Below are 14260 nucleotides of genomic sequence, written 5' to 3'. Positions count from 1 at the left end.
AATCTTGTAAGCTATTATATCCGATAAAGGGCGGCACAAGAGACTGTGTCATATATGAAGAAAAAAGTAATAAAAAAAAGGGGCTATCCCCACGTCACAGCTATTGTTATGAAATTATCGGGAGTCGACCTTCCTATGTATTAGTTATTGCTTGAATTAGCCCTCTACAACCTAAAATGTTTACTGCTCTTTTTAGGTTGTAGGCTAAAAAAGACAATGAAAACTCACCCACAACATTGTTCATGCCTCGCATTAAACAATATTCTGAGTCCATGGCTCTTTTTATTGTGCCATATGGATGCTCTACAATTTCTTTTCTTTGCCTAGTTATTGCAGGATCATTTTTTACTCTTACTTGTTTAATTCTCAAGTTGTTATCGTTGTATTCTTTAGTGAATTCTTGCTTCTTCATCTTTTTGCCAAAGTCTTTGTACTCACTGGCTGTACACTTGTTCTGGCACTTTCTACATTCCTTTCGGTTACAGAATCTCGCCTCTTTTTTATTCTTTGAGTATGAACTAGGGTAAAAAATTTTCCCCATGGGACACAGTGCTATATTGCGCTTCTTTAGATACACAAATCTACCATTAACATGTGGTTCTATGATTTGATCCACATCTTTTGCTTCGCCTAATATCTCTAGACATATTGTGATTTCGTCTTCTTCCATACACACATGAGGTTCTATTCCATTCATTAAACATTCTGCTATATCAGTTGCAGAATTATAACCTTTATCTGCCGTTGTTTTTATTGTATCAACTTCTAATATCTCTTTAGCTTTTTGGCTGGTAACAGATAAATGGCCAAAGTCATTTATGGAGTTCGTTACATCAAACTCTGCAATCATTTTATTTTTGCTGTCCACAGCTGTTTGGACATTATAACCTATTTTTGTTTCTCCATTCTTAGTTAGCCGCCTAGTATCGGGGTCCACTAGAGATACCTGAGTTTCTTCAGTTTCTTCTAGATGTTTCTTCATTTGCTCATATTTTTCTTTTCTACTTTTCAATTCTTTAATAATTTCACTTATCTCTTCAGCTGATTTTGGGTTGTCGGTTGTGTCTTCTTTTTTGTCGTTATTATCTAATTCTTTTAGGTATTGATCAATTTTAATATCTAAGCGTTTAATTCTATCTTTTAATTTAGAATCATTGAAGTTATTATCTTTAGAGTTTACACCACTAAATCTACTACCATCAACTGAGATAAGTTCTTTGCCGTATAGCCCCAATCGAGAACATAACTTTACAAAATCTCGAAACACCTTCTTTAGTGCTTTAGGGTTATCTTTTCTAAATCTAGAGATAGTTTTGTGATCTGGCGATAATTTCTTTGTAAGCCACATCATCTCTAAGTTTCTTTTGGTTTCTGTTTCTAGTCTTCTAGTGGACCTTATTTTATTTAAGTAGCCATAAAGATATATTTTAAGCATGAGTTGAGGTGAATACATTGGTCGGCCCATATCATTTGGTGTAGTTTTTTTAAATCCTAAGCTTTTCATATCTAGGCTATCCACATAAACATCAATAACTATCACTGAATTGTTATCATCGATATAATCATCTATTGCTTCAGGAAACATTGTGATTTGACTTCTATCTGCACCTTGGACAAAATTCATTTTATCCCCACCTTTTCATGAATTAAAAGCGCTGTAAAGCCCTGGTATAAAAGACTTTTCATATGTATATTATACCATATTTTATTAGTTCATGAGGGGGTATTTATAAATTAAACCCAAGTATTCAAAATGCTTTTGACACAGTCTCACAAGGCACACCCCCTACTGAAGATGAAGAGATAAAAAACAAAAAATCCAAAGAAGTTCTGCCCTTAAAATCCGTGCAAATCAGTGAAAATCCGTGGCAAAGCCATTGAACTTATGCCCTTTTCCTTAAGATCATAGAAATCATGTAGATCTGTGGCTAAGGAATTAAAGTACTTTTACCACTACCTTACACTAAAAAGCTCTACACTATAAAAAGCAAACTTAGGGGAATTTATGCTGTGGCTAAGCCTTGAAATTTTATACCCATCCCTTAGAATTTATGTAAGACTGTGGATAAAAAAGTAGGTCTTTTAATAAGTTAGTCTCGGACCATATACTGCCAAAATTTATTGCACGGCCTAAATAAGCTACATCATTCTGTCCCTCACGGAAAGGCTTAAAGGATTAATCTTGTAAGCTATTATATCCGATAAAGGGCGGCACAAGGCACACCCCCTACTGAAGATGAAGAGATAAAAAACAAAAAATCCAAAGAAGTTCTGCCCTTAAAATCCGTGCAAATCAGTGAAAATCCGTGGCAAAGCCCTTGAACTTATGCCCTTTTCCTTAAGATCATAGAAATCATGTAGATCTGTGGCTAAGGAATTAAAGTACTTTTACCACTACTTTACACTAAAAAGCTCTACACTATTAAAAGCAAACTTGAAAAATTTTAGCCATTAGCCTATAGCCTCTAGAATTTTTTTTATCTTTTAAATCCGTGAAGATCAGTGAAAATCCGTGGCAAAGCCCTTGAACTTATGCTCTTGCCCTTAAGATCATATAAACCTGTGATCTGTGGCAAAGGGGATTAAAGTCCTTGCGGAGACTCCATATTTGATGCATAATTATATGTAGAGAGGAGTTGTAATGCATGGAATTTAAATTGCTACGGGGAATGTTACCTGAATATGATGAAACAATTAACTACAGCATAGAGCTAGGGGAAGATAAGCTTCATCTCAATCCACTTATAGGCAAAACTATTAAAATCCACTTTAATAACACAAAAAATTGCATTGCCTGTGGAAGGGAAATAAAGAAAAACACATTTAATCAAGGGTATTGCTACCCTTGTTTTAGAGACTTAGCAGAAAATGATCTCTGTATAGTGAGTCCCCATCTATGTCACTTCCATGAAGGAACATGTAGGGATGAAGATTTTGCAAAAAAACACTGTTTTTCTGACCACTATGTTTACCTGGCCATATCCAGTGATGTTAAGGTAGGTATAACTCGAAAGGTCACCTTGAAGAAAAGATGGATGGATCAAGGTGCCATTGAAGCAATGCCAATAGCCCTGGTTCCTGACCGAAGGACCGCAGGCCTGATGGAACATAGTTTAAAAGAATATCTAAATGATAAAACTAACTGGAGAAAAATGCTGAAAGGTGAAAGCACAGGAGATTTATCAATAAGTTTATCAGTGGTCCGAGAAGTAATAGCAGATGAATTCAAAGACTATCTTATAGAAGAAACTATCCTTAAGATAAATTATCCCCATGCAACCCCACCAAAGCTTAAGTCACTAAACCTTGAGAAAAGCCCCATTTTAGAATCGAAGCTACTTGGTGTTAAAGGACAGTACTTGATTTTAGAAGAAGGAGTCCTCAACATAAGAAAACACAGAGGGTTTAACTGCACAATAGAAGCTGCTGAATAGAGGTGGTCAAATGGACTTTATATTTAGGAAAATGAAGGAATCTGACTGGCAAGGTATTTATGATGTGGAATTATCAGCCTTTGGAGGCGGATTTTCTAAATACTTTGTAAAAATGGCTCCCATTTTTTTCGGAATCAATTCTTTTGTAGTGGAGTACCAAACTAAGATTGTAGGTTATTCCCTAGGTGTAATACCCAACGGACAATTAGAAGAAGGTTGGATAATGAGTGCAGGTATTGAACCTAAACACCAAGGAAAAGGTTTAGGAAAAAAACTTTTAAACATGACAATTGATGCATTAAAGAAAAATGGAGCAAAAAGAATACTCCTGACAGTATCGCCGGATAATCAAGTGGCTAAATCTACCTATGAAAAACGAGGGTTTAAAGAGTTTACGTTTATCAAAGACTATTATGGTGAAGGTGAAGATAGAATAGTAATGCAATTACGCTAGGGTGACAAAGTCACCCTAGTAATATTATATTGATTAAATCAAGGAGGTTGAGAAATGGAATTACTATTTATTGTATTAAATCAAAAGGAATTTTTATTAGATATCCTCGATGGATTTGTTGAAAAGGGTATAAAAGGAGCCACAGTGGTGGACAGCTCCGGTATGTGCCACCTAGTTGCAGATCATATTCCTTTCTTCTCCCATTTTGCAGAGATAGAAGGAGAAAAGAATCATAGCAAAACTATATTTACAGTAGTTGATGGTGAAGTTCAGAGAAACAAGGCTGTTTCTATAGTTGAGGAGATTTTAGGGAGCTTAGATAAACCTGATTCTGCCTTTATTTTCAGTGTACCTGTAAATTTCATAAAAGGTTCCTCCTCATGTCATGATGGGAGTGAAAGTATTCGATGAATTCATCTTTACTACTAGGTTTTGTACTGCTAATTGGAGTCATAGGTGGCAAGATTGCCTCAAAGGCAAAGCTACCTTCCGTGACAGGATATATTATTTTTGGATTATTAGTAGGACCATCATTTTTAAATATTATAACCAGAGAAGCAATTTATGCATTTCAGCCAGTTAATCAGTTAGCACTAGGCATACTATCTCTATCAATTGGTAGTGAACTGCACTATGCTGTGTTTAGAAAGTACGGTAAAAACCTATTTAAACTTTTTTTAGGTGAAGGGCTATTGACGTTCAGTTTAGTCGCAAGTTTTACTTACTTATTCGGTATGAGATTACAATTTGCTATATTACTTGGGATATTAGCACTGACCGTTTCGCCCTCGGGGGTATTATCAATTGTCAAGGAAACTGGATCAAAGGGACTGTTTACTCAGAACCTACTGGCATTAGTTGCCGTTGATAATTTATTTGCCATACTATCCTTTGGTGTTGTAAGTGCATTACTACAGGGGGTAGGGAATAGCGATACAGCTGGAGCCACTTTGTTCCTAGGAGTAGTACAAGAAGTTCTTTTGACATTAGGGATAGGTATGCTACTTGGTATAATATTAACTTATCTTATTAAAAAAAGGCCCGCTACAGCAAAATTTACAGTGATTTTGTTGGGCTTCGTATTTTTAGGTACTGGATTAGCTGACCATTTTCAACTATCTGCATTGCTATTAAATATGACTATGGGAGCAACTATAACGAACCTAACCCTTAGAAGAAATATTGTTGCCACTAGCTTAGAAAGAATTGAACTACCTGTTTTTGTGTCTTTCTTAACATTGGCAGGGGCAAAACTTGACACCAGCGTTCTAGTTACATCTGGTTTAGTAGGTGTTGGTTATATATCAGGTAGGTTGGTAGGAAAAATTGTCGGTAGTTATTCAGGTGCTATGTTTACAGACCTAACAGTGAAAATGCGTAAAAACCTAGGACTAGCATTGACACCCCAAGCGGGTGTAGCAATAGGTTTAAGTGTAATAGCTGAGCAAAAGTTCCCTGAATCTAATGGTATGTTAACGGGTATTGTTCTTAGTGGTGTGATTTTCTTCGAAGTTGTAGGACCATTATTGCTTAAAAAAGCTTTGGACAATGTTGGTGAAACAAGGTTTTAGTGTTGTTTTAATGTACAGTGTCTGAATTTCATACAACAAAACCACCTGGGGACAGGTGGTTTTGCTGTATGAAAGGGGAGAATTATAGTAAATTTTTCAAAATAAATCCTGCTAGTATACTATTAAGCTCCTTTGGCTTTTCAAAAATAGTTACATGGCCACAATCAGGTATAGTGATATACTCAGAGTTTTTAATGTTATTTGCTATGATCTTAGAAAATTTTTTAGGTTTTAAAATATCTTCTTCTCCACAAATAACCATTGTGGGACATGTTATAAGATGTAGGGAATCAGTCATGGTAACATCTTGCTCAAAGGTTTTATAAAGCTCAATTTGTCCAGTAAAATAATCATGAGGTAAATGATTGAAGGTATTAGCCCTATTTTTTATTAAGTCTAAATTGTTTTCAATATAGGTATTATGATAAATAGTAGGGAGCATACCATAAAAGAAATTTTCAGGGTCTTTAGCCTCAGCTAATGCTTTCCACCCCTTTATAAAGAACTTAAGGACTTCATCTAGTTCTGTAACAGAATTTATAACTGCTATGGTTTCCACCATCTCCGGATATATCATGGCAAACTTTAATGCTACTTCCCCTCCATAGGATGTTCCTATAAAATGGGCTCTATCTATCTTAAGATGTTCTAAAAGGGCTTTAGTTTCTTCAGCGTGTTCACTAAAAGTATAAGGGCCACTAGGCTTATCAGATAGCAATTGTCCTTTAAAATCATGAAGTACAATCCTAAAATCAAGTTTTTCAAAAAGGCTAATCTGATTTACCCAACTATTAGTTGATGCCATTACACCATTAAAAAAAACTACCACCTTTTCTGACGATAAATTACCCCTTTCTTCATAATATAAATTGATTTTTCCATACTTGAAATAGGACATGAAAAAAACTCCTTTGTTTACAATTTGCTATTTACCTTGCAAATAATATGCCAATAGAAGATTAATATAAAAAATAAGTGACCTTGTGGTCACTTATTTGATGGTTCCATCCAAACTGATATTGATGATTTCAATATCTATATCAACCCCAGATTTCTCCACTGCGTTTTTAACTATTTGTATTAAACCAAAACAACAGGGGACTTCCATGTGTGCTATAGTTAAAGATTTTAGTTTATTAAGCCTGATGATTTCTGATAACTTATCAACATAGCTAGAACCATTGTCAAGCTTAGGGCAACCTATTGCCACAGCTTTTCCTTTTAGTAGCTTTCTATGAAAATCAGGAAAAGCAAGAGGTACACAATCTGCAGCAATTAGTAAATCAGCTTCTTTGAAGTATGGCGCAGCTACAGGCACTAGGGTCAATTGTACTGGCCACTGTCTAAGCTCAGAGTTTATTTCACCTGTGTGCTCTTCATTAGTAGATGGACGTGTATTTAAAGCCATGGCCCTAGAACCAGGACAACCACCCATCATTGGAGGAGTTTTAGGTAACTCACGCTCTTTTTCTTGAGCAAGTTGTATTAACCTCTCTTTTACAGCTTCTTCATCAAAAGCATCTGCTTCCCTTTCGATAATGGTTATTGCATCAACTGGACACTCACCTAAGCAATCTCCTATTCCGTCACAAAGCTTATCCTCTGAAAGTCTAGCTTTTCCGTCAATAATCTCTATGGCACCTTCGTGGCAAGCAGGAACACATAATCCACAACCATCACATTTATCTTGATCTATAAAAACAATTTTTCTTTTTAACATACTTTTTTCCTCCTCGTTTTACTTTCTAAATGTATTATAACAACATATAAAAGCAAATACTGTGATTAATATCCTAAAGGGATTATGATATTTAACAGAAAGCTTTCTTTAGCCACAGATGTGTATAATCTAAGGCAAGGAAATAAATTAAATCCTTAGCCACAGATCTACATGATCTACTTGATCTTAAGGCAAGTGCATTAAGTCAAAGGCTTAGCCACGGATTTTCACTGATTTACACGGATTTTAAGGGCAAACCCTTCTTTGGATTTTTGTTTTTTATCTCGTCATCTTTAGTAGGGGGTGTGCCTTGTGCCACCCTTGACCGGATAAAATATCTCACAAGATTAATCTTTAAGCCTTTCCGTGAGGGACAGAAATGATGTAGCTTATTTAGGCTGTGTAATAAATCTTGCCAGTATATGGCCCGTGACTAATTTATAATAAGACTTATTTTTTAGCCACAGATTTTGCATAATCTTAAGGAAGGAAATAAATGAAAGGCTTAGCCACAGATCTACATGGTCTACTTGATCTTAAGGCAAGTGCATTAAGTCAAAGGCTTAGCCACGGATTTTCACTGATTTGCACGGATTTTAAGGGCAACCTTCTTTGGATTTTTTGTTTTTTATCTCGTCATCTTTAGTAGGGGGTGTGCCTTGTGCCACCCTTGACCGGATAAAATATCTTACAAGATTAATCTTTAAGCCTTTCCGTGAGGGACAGAAATGATGTAGCTTTTTTAGGCTGTGTAATAAATCTTGCCAGTATATGGCCCGTGACTAATTTATAATAAGACTTATTTTTTTAGCCACAGATTTTGCATAATCTTAAGGAAGGAAATAAATTGAAGGCTTAGCCACAGATCTATATGATCTACTTGATCTTAAGGAAAAGGGCCAAAAGGCAAAGGCTTTAGCCAGGGATTTTCACTGACTTTCAAGGGTTTAAAAGATCAGAGAAGGTTATAATGTCAATAGTATGGTGGCTTAACATTTTAAAGTTTGCTTTTAATAGTGTAAGCTTTTTAGTGAAGGGTAGTGTAAAAATCCTTTAATTTCTTAGCCACAGATCTACACTATTAGCAAGTGAGTTTGTTTCCATATAACAGATGCTTAACAATATTTGGAATATAATGTACAATGAGAATATAAAGAAATAAAAAAAGGCGGTGTAATGTTTGGAACGACATACTGAGATTAAGATTTTTACTGGAAGTGAAAGTGTTAAATTTGCCCAAGGAATTTGTGAGTATCTAAATATCCCCATGGGGAAATCGCAAGTTATAAAATTCTCCGAGGGTAACACTTTTGTTAAAGTAGAAGAGACTGTGAGGGACAAAGATTGCTACATAGTTCAGTCAATAGGATCTAATCCCAATGATAACCTAGTTGAGCTTTTATTTTGGATTGATGCATTTAAAAGGGCTAGTGCTAACTCTATAACCGTAATTATGCCTTATTTTAGTTATGCAAAGGGAGATAAAAAAGATGAACCTAGGGTTTCCATAAGAGCTAGAGTTTGTGCTGATGCATTAGAAAGTGTGGGAGCAGACAGAATTGTGACAATGGACTTACATGCTCCGCAAATTCAAGGATTTTTTAAGATTCCAGTTGACCATCTTTTTGCTATGCCAGTCCTTTGTAGTCACTTTAAACAACTAGGTGTGCAAGATTTGGTTGTTGTATCCCCTGATGCAGGATATGCAAAAACAGCACGACACTATAGTAATTTTCTCCAAGTACCTGTTGCTATAGGAGATAAAAACCGCAAAGATCATAGTGAACAAGCAGAAATACTTGAAATTATAGGAGATGTCAAAGGTAAAAATGCACTGATTGTAGATGACTTTACCCTTTCCGCTGGGTCCATTATAAATGTGGCAAAAGGATTAAAGGAAAAAGGGGCAAAGGATATATATGCATGTGTTAGTCACTCACTTCTAAAGGGAGAAACTTTAGAAAAATTTTACAACAGTCCCATAAAGAAAATGCTAGTAACGGACTCAGTGACACAACCTCAAAATATAGATAAGGATAGAATTGAAGTTTGCTCAGTAGCACCACTATTTGCAGAAGCCATAAAAAGGATTCACCACAGAGAAAGTGTAACAGAACTTTTTGATAAAATTCCAGATTCAGTAATATAAGATAAACCTAAATGACCTCATATGATATGAGGTCATTTTTTTTTGAGCAAGTAGCTCTTCAAAATACCAAACAGCTAACCACTACCTTACACTAAAATGCTTACACTATTAAAAGCAAACTTAAGAAAAGCCATTAGCTATCAGCCTATAGCCATTAGAGTTTTTTGTTTTGTCCTTAATCCGTGCAAATCAGTGAAAATCCGTGGCTAAAGCCCTTGACCTTATGCTTTTGCCCTTAAGATCATAAAGATCATGCAGATCTGTGGCTAAGGAATTAAAGTACTTTTACCACTACCTTACACTAAAAAGCCCACACTATAAAAAGCAAACTTAAGGGAATTTAAACCATCAGCCTATAGCCTTTATAAAGTTCTCTTTATCCTTAAAAATCCGTGAAGATCAGTGAAAATCTGTGGCTAAGAATTTGAACTTATGCTTTTTCCCTTAAGATCATAAAGAACATGCAGATCTGTGGCAAACCTTTGCCTTTAATAATCTGTTTAGCTAATCCATTATATAAGAATTTTTTTATAGCAAATTGGGAATATTTAACACAGAGGTGATATGATGAAAAAAATGAAATTCCTATATTCAATGAAAACAGGAATAACTCTGTTGATTATTCTCGCTGTTTTATCAATAATTGGAACACTAATCCCCCAAGAGATGCCCCTGCATTGGTACGAACATCGCTACAGTCCTAGGGTATATAACATGATAAGTATGTTTAATTTACACGACATGTACCATAGTCTTTGGTTCTCTGCATTATTTGGCTTACTAACAATAAACTTATTTATGTGTAGTATTATAAGACTGCCTAAAATATATAACAGGGCAAGCAAACCTTACACACTAGGTAAAAAATTTCCCGTCAATTTTGATCTAGATGGGGTTATTGAAAGATTTAATAAATTAGGATTTAAGAATATAAAAACAGATGGTAATCTTATTTATTGCTCAAAGGGTAAAATCGGCTATTTTGGATCATGGCTAACACATGTTGGATTGGCAGTTGTAGTTATATGTTACTTTATAGGTAGAATCTACGGATTTAACATGCAAATAAGTGGTCTACCCAGTGAAACTTTAGAGGTTGCAGGTACGAACATCAATGTACGGATAGATGACTTTTTAGTGGATTATAGGGAAGATTTTTCCATAAATCAATACTATTCATATATTAGCTTATCCAAGGATGACGAAACTAAAGAAGGAATAGTTTCTGTGAATAATCCAGTTAAATTTAATGACTATAGTTTCTATCAGATTGCCACAGGTTGGGCAGTGAATATGGATATAATCCATGCCAACGAAGACACTATTAAAAGACCAATGTATGAGCGGGACCATTACTTCTTGGACGAGAATTCCATAGTGAGAACAATGGATATACAGCCAGATGTCATAAACAATAGCCCCTTTCCACAAAACCCAAGAATAGTTTATCAACTAATACATAATAACAGGGTAGAGTCCATGAATTTTATAGAACCAGGTAGAAGCTTGAGATGGAGAGGGCATACAATTACTTTCTCTAATCCTCAGAGATATACTGTTTTAGAAGTATCCAAAGACCCTGCACTTGTTTGGGCTTTGTTTGGTTCATTGCTGTTGACATTTGGTTTAATAGCAAGCTTTTATATAAATCCAATGACTTTAGCAGCTAGACCCTTAAGGGATGGAGGATATACCATATATATTCATTGTTTTAAAAATAGCGACGAATGGGAAGAGCGCATTATAAAAACTTTTAAAGAAGGAGAAATAACAGATGATAGAAAGAATGTCGTTTAATATAACTTTTGTTTTTTATACGTTATCCATGGCACTATATGTAGCATTTTTGTTTCAAAAAAATGTAAAAATTGCCCAATGGGGTAATAGGCTACTGGCAATTGGATGGTTATTTCACACGGTTTCCTTAATTAGTCGCTGGTATGTAGCACAAAGGCCACCCCTTACTAACCAATTCGAATTCGCTTCAAGTTTTGCCTGGGGTATAGCCCTATGCTTTTTATTTTTTTCATTAAAGTACAAATATCAGGGGCTTGGGCTATTCATCGTACCTGTAGTGCTTTTGATAACATCATATGGAGCCTCATTATCCCGTGACATTAATCCATTGATGCCGGCACTTCAAAGTAACTGGTTGCTGTTCCATGTATTTACAGCAGTATTTAGCTATGGAGCCTTCGGTGTAGCATTTGGGCTAGGGGTTTTGTATATAATACTTAATAAAATGAAGGATGATAGCTACTTAAAATCCCATTTACCCAAAGGGCAAAAGATTGAAATGCTAATATATAAAACTGTTGCATTTGGGTTTCTATTTCTCACTGCCGTTATAGTAACTGGAGCTATTTGGGCGCAACAGGCGTGGACAAGGTATTGGGCTTGGGATCCTAAGGAAACATGGTCCCTAATAACATGGATAATATATGCAGTATTCCTCCATGCAAGGGTAAATAAAGGTGTAAAGGGAAGAACATTAGCATGGTTTTCAATAATTGGCTTTATAAGTGTATTGTTTACATATATGGGAGTAAATGTCTTGCTACCTAGTTTACATAGTTACCTGTAGAGGAAATAATTTAATGACTAAGGGGTATAGTTTGCGGAAATAATACCTATGAGGTGATATAGATGACTAAAACACAAAAAATAATTCTATCTGTGTTTGTTGTTGCCATGTTAGGATTTGCTGTTTTTAGTATGCTGGGAGGAGAACAGTTTCAAAGGGAAGCACAGCCAAGTAGAATACTTGATCCCGAATATTGGGCAGATGAACATCCACTTATCTACCAATCATACTTGAGAAACTCAAATGAAGGTGATGTGGAATTTGGTGGAGAACAACAGATTGACTACATAGAAAAATACCCACAAATTCGAGTACTCTACGAGGGATATGGCTTTAGCAAAGAATATTTTTCTGCTAGAGGACATGTGTATGCCCTTGAAGATGTTATAAATATCGGTCGTCCAAGACCAGGTGCCTCTTGCTTAGCATGTAAAACAGCTGATTATGATAGTCTATATGAACAGTACGGTTCGGAATTATTCGGAATGGACTTTGTAGAGGTAGCCCAGGAAGCTCGCTATCCTATTACTTGTTATAGCTGCCACAGAAATGAACCCGGTGAACTTCATATAACTGTTCCCCATGCTGAAGAGGGATTTCAAAAATTAGATTTTGAAGTGGAAAGAGGAAGTCAAAACTGTGCTCAGTGTCATGTTGAGTACTATATTGACCCTGAAACAACTGCAATAGTTCTTCCGTGGGAAAATGGTTTGACAGTAGAAGACTACGAACAAACATTTAACGAATTAGATTATGCAGACTGGATTCATCCAAGGACAGGGACGCCTCTTATCAAAATTCAGCACCCAGAGTATGAGATGTATAGAGGTAGTCCCCATCACAATCTTGGCATGGACTGTAATGCTTGCCATATGCCACAGATGCAAAGTGAAGATGGTGAGGAATACGTTTCACACTGGTGGACTAGTCCGTTAAAAACAGCCAAAGAATCTTGTCTCGGATGTCATGGAAACCATGATGAAGAAAGTATTGCTCAGTGGGTTAATGGTCTACAACAAGAGGTAGAAGATAAGCAAAAGCAGGCCATGGACTTGCTAGTGGAACTTGTGGAAAGTTTAGCTGTAAGGGTAGAAGAAGGGGATATTGAAGATGAAACCCTTGAAATAGTTAGGGAGCTTCATAGAAGATCTCAAATTAGATGGGATTACATTTTTGCTGAAAACAGTACAGGAAGTCATCACTTCGCTAGAGCCCACGCTTATCTAGATGAAGCCATTCAACTAGCCCAGGAAGCATTGGAAGTTTTGGAAAATAATTAAACTTAAAAAACATTGACATATGTCATGAAAATGTAATATAATAAGGACACAAGTTAAAAAAAAATAAATATTCCTGAGGTGTTCGAAAGCTCTATTATTTTCAACCTACATTTTGACATCGGGAGTTCGAGTTTTTAAAGCAACGCTAAGCCATCTTTAGAATGGAAAGCGAACCTTTAAAGCAGAGCACCCACCTGTGAGTAGAGCAGGGTCTTGAAAATTTTGGGGCACCGGCATCCTGGGTGCAATACATAAAAAACAAACCATTCCAACAGGAATGGTTTTTATTTTTACTAAAGACTTCTATTTAAGTTTCCTTTTTAGGGTAAAACATTCTATATAAGCTAAATTCCGAACCACATAACATCACAGTGAAACTTAAAGCCGAGGTTTTCTGCTAGTTTTACTGAGGGAGTGTTTCCTTTTACAATATGCACATAGGGTGTAAGGCCAAGTTCAAATGCTTTTTTTGCTAGGTCAACACTTACTGAGTTTGCATACCCTTGCCCTCGATGTTCTTTCAAGGTATACATTACACCCATAGACCCATCTTCACGGATCAGTGCCCAAGAAACAGGGGTGCCTTGCTCGTCACGGACTACGGAACTTGGCCTTGATATAATGCAATCTCTTATATAGCCTATTGAATTCTCATCTTTATAGGTATAAAATTCGTTTACTAGCTCTGCATCTTTTTCAGTCAAGCTATCCACACAATGTTTAAGTAGGCTTGTGTTTAAGTTGTGTTCCTCTAGATAATACAAGTAGCAAGGTTCTTCCCACTTGATTTCATGATGCTTCTTTGCAAGTTGATAATACTTTACACCTACCCCGCTAAAGCCTTTCTCGGTTTTAGTATCAATACATCTAATCAGTTCTTCAGCAACATGATCAGTTCCCGAGTAAACAACATGCCAATAGTCTAATTGAAGCAAAAAGCCTTTTTTTAGCTCATCTACTTTTATATTGTAGTTTTGATTAAACTTAATTCTGCCTAGCGCATTAAGGTTCAAAATTCTGTCTTCATTGAGCAGATTATCTATTTCTTTAATATCATTTAGTTTCATT

The 14260-nt window shown here is 35.8% G+C and carries 12 protein-coding genes and 1 other RNA gene; 9 read left to right on the top strand and 4 right to left on the bottom strand.

Annotated features, from left to right (window positions below):
• Window positions 1-133 precede the first annotated feature (133 nt).
• Entirely contained in the window at window positions 134-1624 is a 1491-nt protein-coding gene (locus HYG86_RS03130; RefSeq protein WP_213167408.1) for an IS1182 family transposase, read from the bottom strand.
• Window positions 1625-2645: 1021 nt separating this feature from the next.
• On the opposite strand from HYG86_RS03130, the gene HYG86_RS03125 reads away from it, so the two are divergent.
• The 4 genes from HYG86_RS03125 to HYG86_RS03110 are packed head-to-tail and all read left to right on the top strand — an operon-like array spanning window position 2646 to window position 5459.
• Window positions 2646-3434 carry a DUF2797 domain-containing protein gene (locus HYG86_RS03125; RefSeq protein WP_246451870.1) on the top strand — a complete coding sequence of 263 codons (789 nt, stop codon included), beginning with the start codon at window positions 2646-2648 and terminating at the stop codon, window positions 3432-3434.
• A 10-nt stretch (window positions 3435-3444) separates the two neighbouring features.
• Window positions 3445-3888, top strand: a complete 444-nt coding sequence (locus HYG86_RS03120) for a GNAT family N-acetyltransferase (RefSeq protein ID WP_213167491.1) — start codon at window positions 3445-3447, stop codon at window positions 3886-3888.
• A 54-nt stretch (window positions 3889-3942) separates the two neighbouring features.
• Window positions 3943-4299, top strand: coding sequence for a hypothetical protein (locus tag HYG86_RS03115; RefSeq protein WP_213167490.1), 357 nt, complete (start codon window positions 3943-3945; stop codon window positions 4297-4299).
• Window positions 4296-5459, top strand: coding sequence for a cation:proton antiporter (locus HYG86_RS03110; protein ID WP_213167489.1), 1164 nt, complete (start codon window positions 4296-4298; stop codon window positions 5457-5459). The genes HYG86_RS03115 and HYG86_RS03110 overlap by 4 nt, the downstream gene beginning before the upstream one ends.
• 82 nt (window positions 5460-5541) lie before the next feature.
• Here HYG86_RS03110 and HYG86_RS03105 read toward each other — a convergent pair whose 3' ends face one another.
• A complete protein-coding gene (locus tag HYG86_RS03105; protein ID WP_213167488.1) occupies window positions 5542-6357 on the bottom strand; it encodes an alpha/beta fold hydrolase in 816 nt (271 codons plus the stop codon).
• 93 nt (window positions 6358-6450) lie between these two features.
• Window positions 6451-7179, bottom strand: a complete 729-nt coding sequence (locus HYG86_RS03100) for a 4Fe-4S binding protein (protein ID WP_213167487.1) — start codon at window positions 7177-7179, stop codon at window positions 6451-6453.
• A 1180-nt stretch (window positions 7180-8359) separates the two neighbouring features.
• Here HYG86_RS03100 and HYG86_RS03095 point away from each other — a divergent pair.
• The 5 genes from HYG86_RS03095 (at window position 8360) to ssrS (ending at window position 13441) form a co-directional block, all read left to right on the top strand.
• The gene (locus tag HYG86_RS03095; protein ID WP_213167486.1) at window positions 8360-9328 is read left to right on the top strand and encodes a ribose-phosphate diphosphokinase; all 969 of its coding nucleotides are present in this window, start codon (window positions 8360-8362) and stop codon (window positions 9326-9328) included.
• Window positions 9329-9922: 594 nt separating this feature from the next.
• Window positions 9923-11125, top strand: coding sequence for a cytochrome c biogenesis ResB family protein (locus HYG86_RS03090; protein WP_213167485.1), 1203 nt, complete (start codon window positions 9923-9925; stop codon window positions 11123-11125).
• Window positions 11103-11912: a c-type cytochrome biogenesis protein CcsB gene (gene ccsB / locus HYG86_RS03085; RefSeq protein WP_213167484.1), complete on the top strand. Its 810-nt coding sequence runs from the start codon at window positions 11103-11105 to the stop codon at window positions 11910-11912. Before HYG86_RS03090 ends, ccsB begins: the two co-directional genes overlap by 23 nt.
• A 62-nt stretch (window positions 11913-11974) precedes the next feature.
• Window positions 11975-13192 carry an ammonia-forming cytochrome c nitrite reductase subunit c552 gene (locus tag HYG86_RS03080; RefSeq protein WP_213167483.1) on the top strand — a complete coding sequence of 406 codons (1218 nt, stop codon included), beginning with the start codon at window positions 11975-11977 and terminating at the stop codon, window positions 13190-13192.
• Window positions 13193-13259: 67 nt separating this feature from the next.
• Window positions 13260-13441, top strand: a non-coding RNA gene (gene ssrS, locus HYG86_RS03075) — 6S RNA.
• Window positions 13442-13536: 95 nt separating this feature from the next.
• On the opposite strand, the gene HYG86_RS03070 is transcribed toward ssrS, so the two are convergent.
• Window positions 13537-14259 carry a GNAT family N-acetyltransferase gene (locus HYG86_RS03070; RefSeq protein ID WP_213167482.1) on the bottom strand — a complete coding sequence of 241 codons (723 nt, stop codon included), beginning with the start codon at window positions 14257-14259 and terminating at the stop codon, window positions 13537-13539.
• Between the last annotated feature and the right edge of the window lies 1 nt (window position 14260).

Origin of the sequence: Alkalicella caledoniensis, from assembly GCF_014467015.1 — a bacterium.
In the GTDB taxonomy this organism is placed as follows: domain Bacteria; phylum Bacillota; class Proteinivoracia; order Proteinivoracales; family Proteinivoracaceae; genus Alkalicella; species Alkalicella caledoniensis.
This window is presented reverse-complemented; position numbering and strand designations above follow the sequence as displayed.

What these genes read in the sequence shown, in the direction of transcription:
- HYG86_RS03130 (WP_213167408.1), bottom strand. Translation starts at nt 1,624, where the DNA reads ATGAATTTTGTCCAAGGTGCAGATAGAAGTCAAATCACAATGTTTCCT.
- HYG86_RS03125 (WP_246451870.1), top strand. Translation starts at nt 2,646, where the DNA reads ATGGAATTTAAATTGCTACGGGGAATGTTACCTGAATATGATGAAACA.
- HYG86_RS03120 (WP_213167491.1), top strand. Translation starts at nt 3,445, where the DNA reads ATGGACTTTATATTTAGGAAAATGAAGGAATCTGACTGGCAAGGTATT.
- HYG86_RS03115 (WP_213167490.1), top strand. Translation starts at nt 3,943, where the DNA reads ATGGAATTACTATTTATTGTATTAAATCAAAAGGAATTTTTATTAGAT.
- HYG86_RS03110 (WP_213167489.1), top strand. Translation starts at nt 4,296, where the DNA reads ATGAATTCATCTTTACTACTAGGTTTTGTACTGCTAATTGGAGTCATA.
- HYG86_RS03105 (WP_213167488.1), bottom strand. Translation starts at nt 6,357, where the DNA reads ATGTCCTATTTCAAGTATGGAAAAATCAATTTATATTATGAAGAAAGG.
- HYG86_RS03100 (WP_213167487.1), bottom strand. Translation starts at nt 7,179, where the DNA reads ATGTTAAAAAGAAAAATTGTTTTTATAGATCAAGATAAATGTGATGGT.
- HYG86_RS03090 (WP_213167485.1), top strand. Translation starts at nt 9,923, where the DNA reads ATGAAAACAGGAATAACTCTGTTGATTATTCTCGCTGTTTTATCAATA.
- ccsB (WP_213167484.1), top strand. Translation starts at nt 11,103, where the DNA reads ATGATAGAAAGAATGTCGTTTAATATAACTTTTGTTTTTTATACGTTA.
- HYG86_RS03080 (WP_213167483.1), top strand. Translation starts at nt 11,975, where the DNA reads ATGACTAAAACACAAAAAATAATTCTATCTGTGTTTGTTGTTGCCATG.
- HYG86_RS03070 (WP_213167482.1), bottom strand. Translation starts at nt 14,259, where the DNA reads ATGAAACTAAATGATATTAAAGAAATAGATAATCTGCTCAATGAAGAC.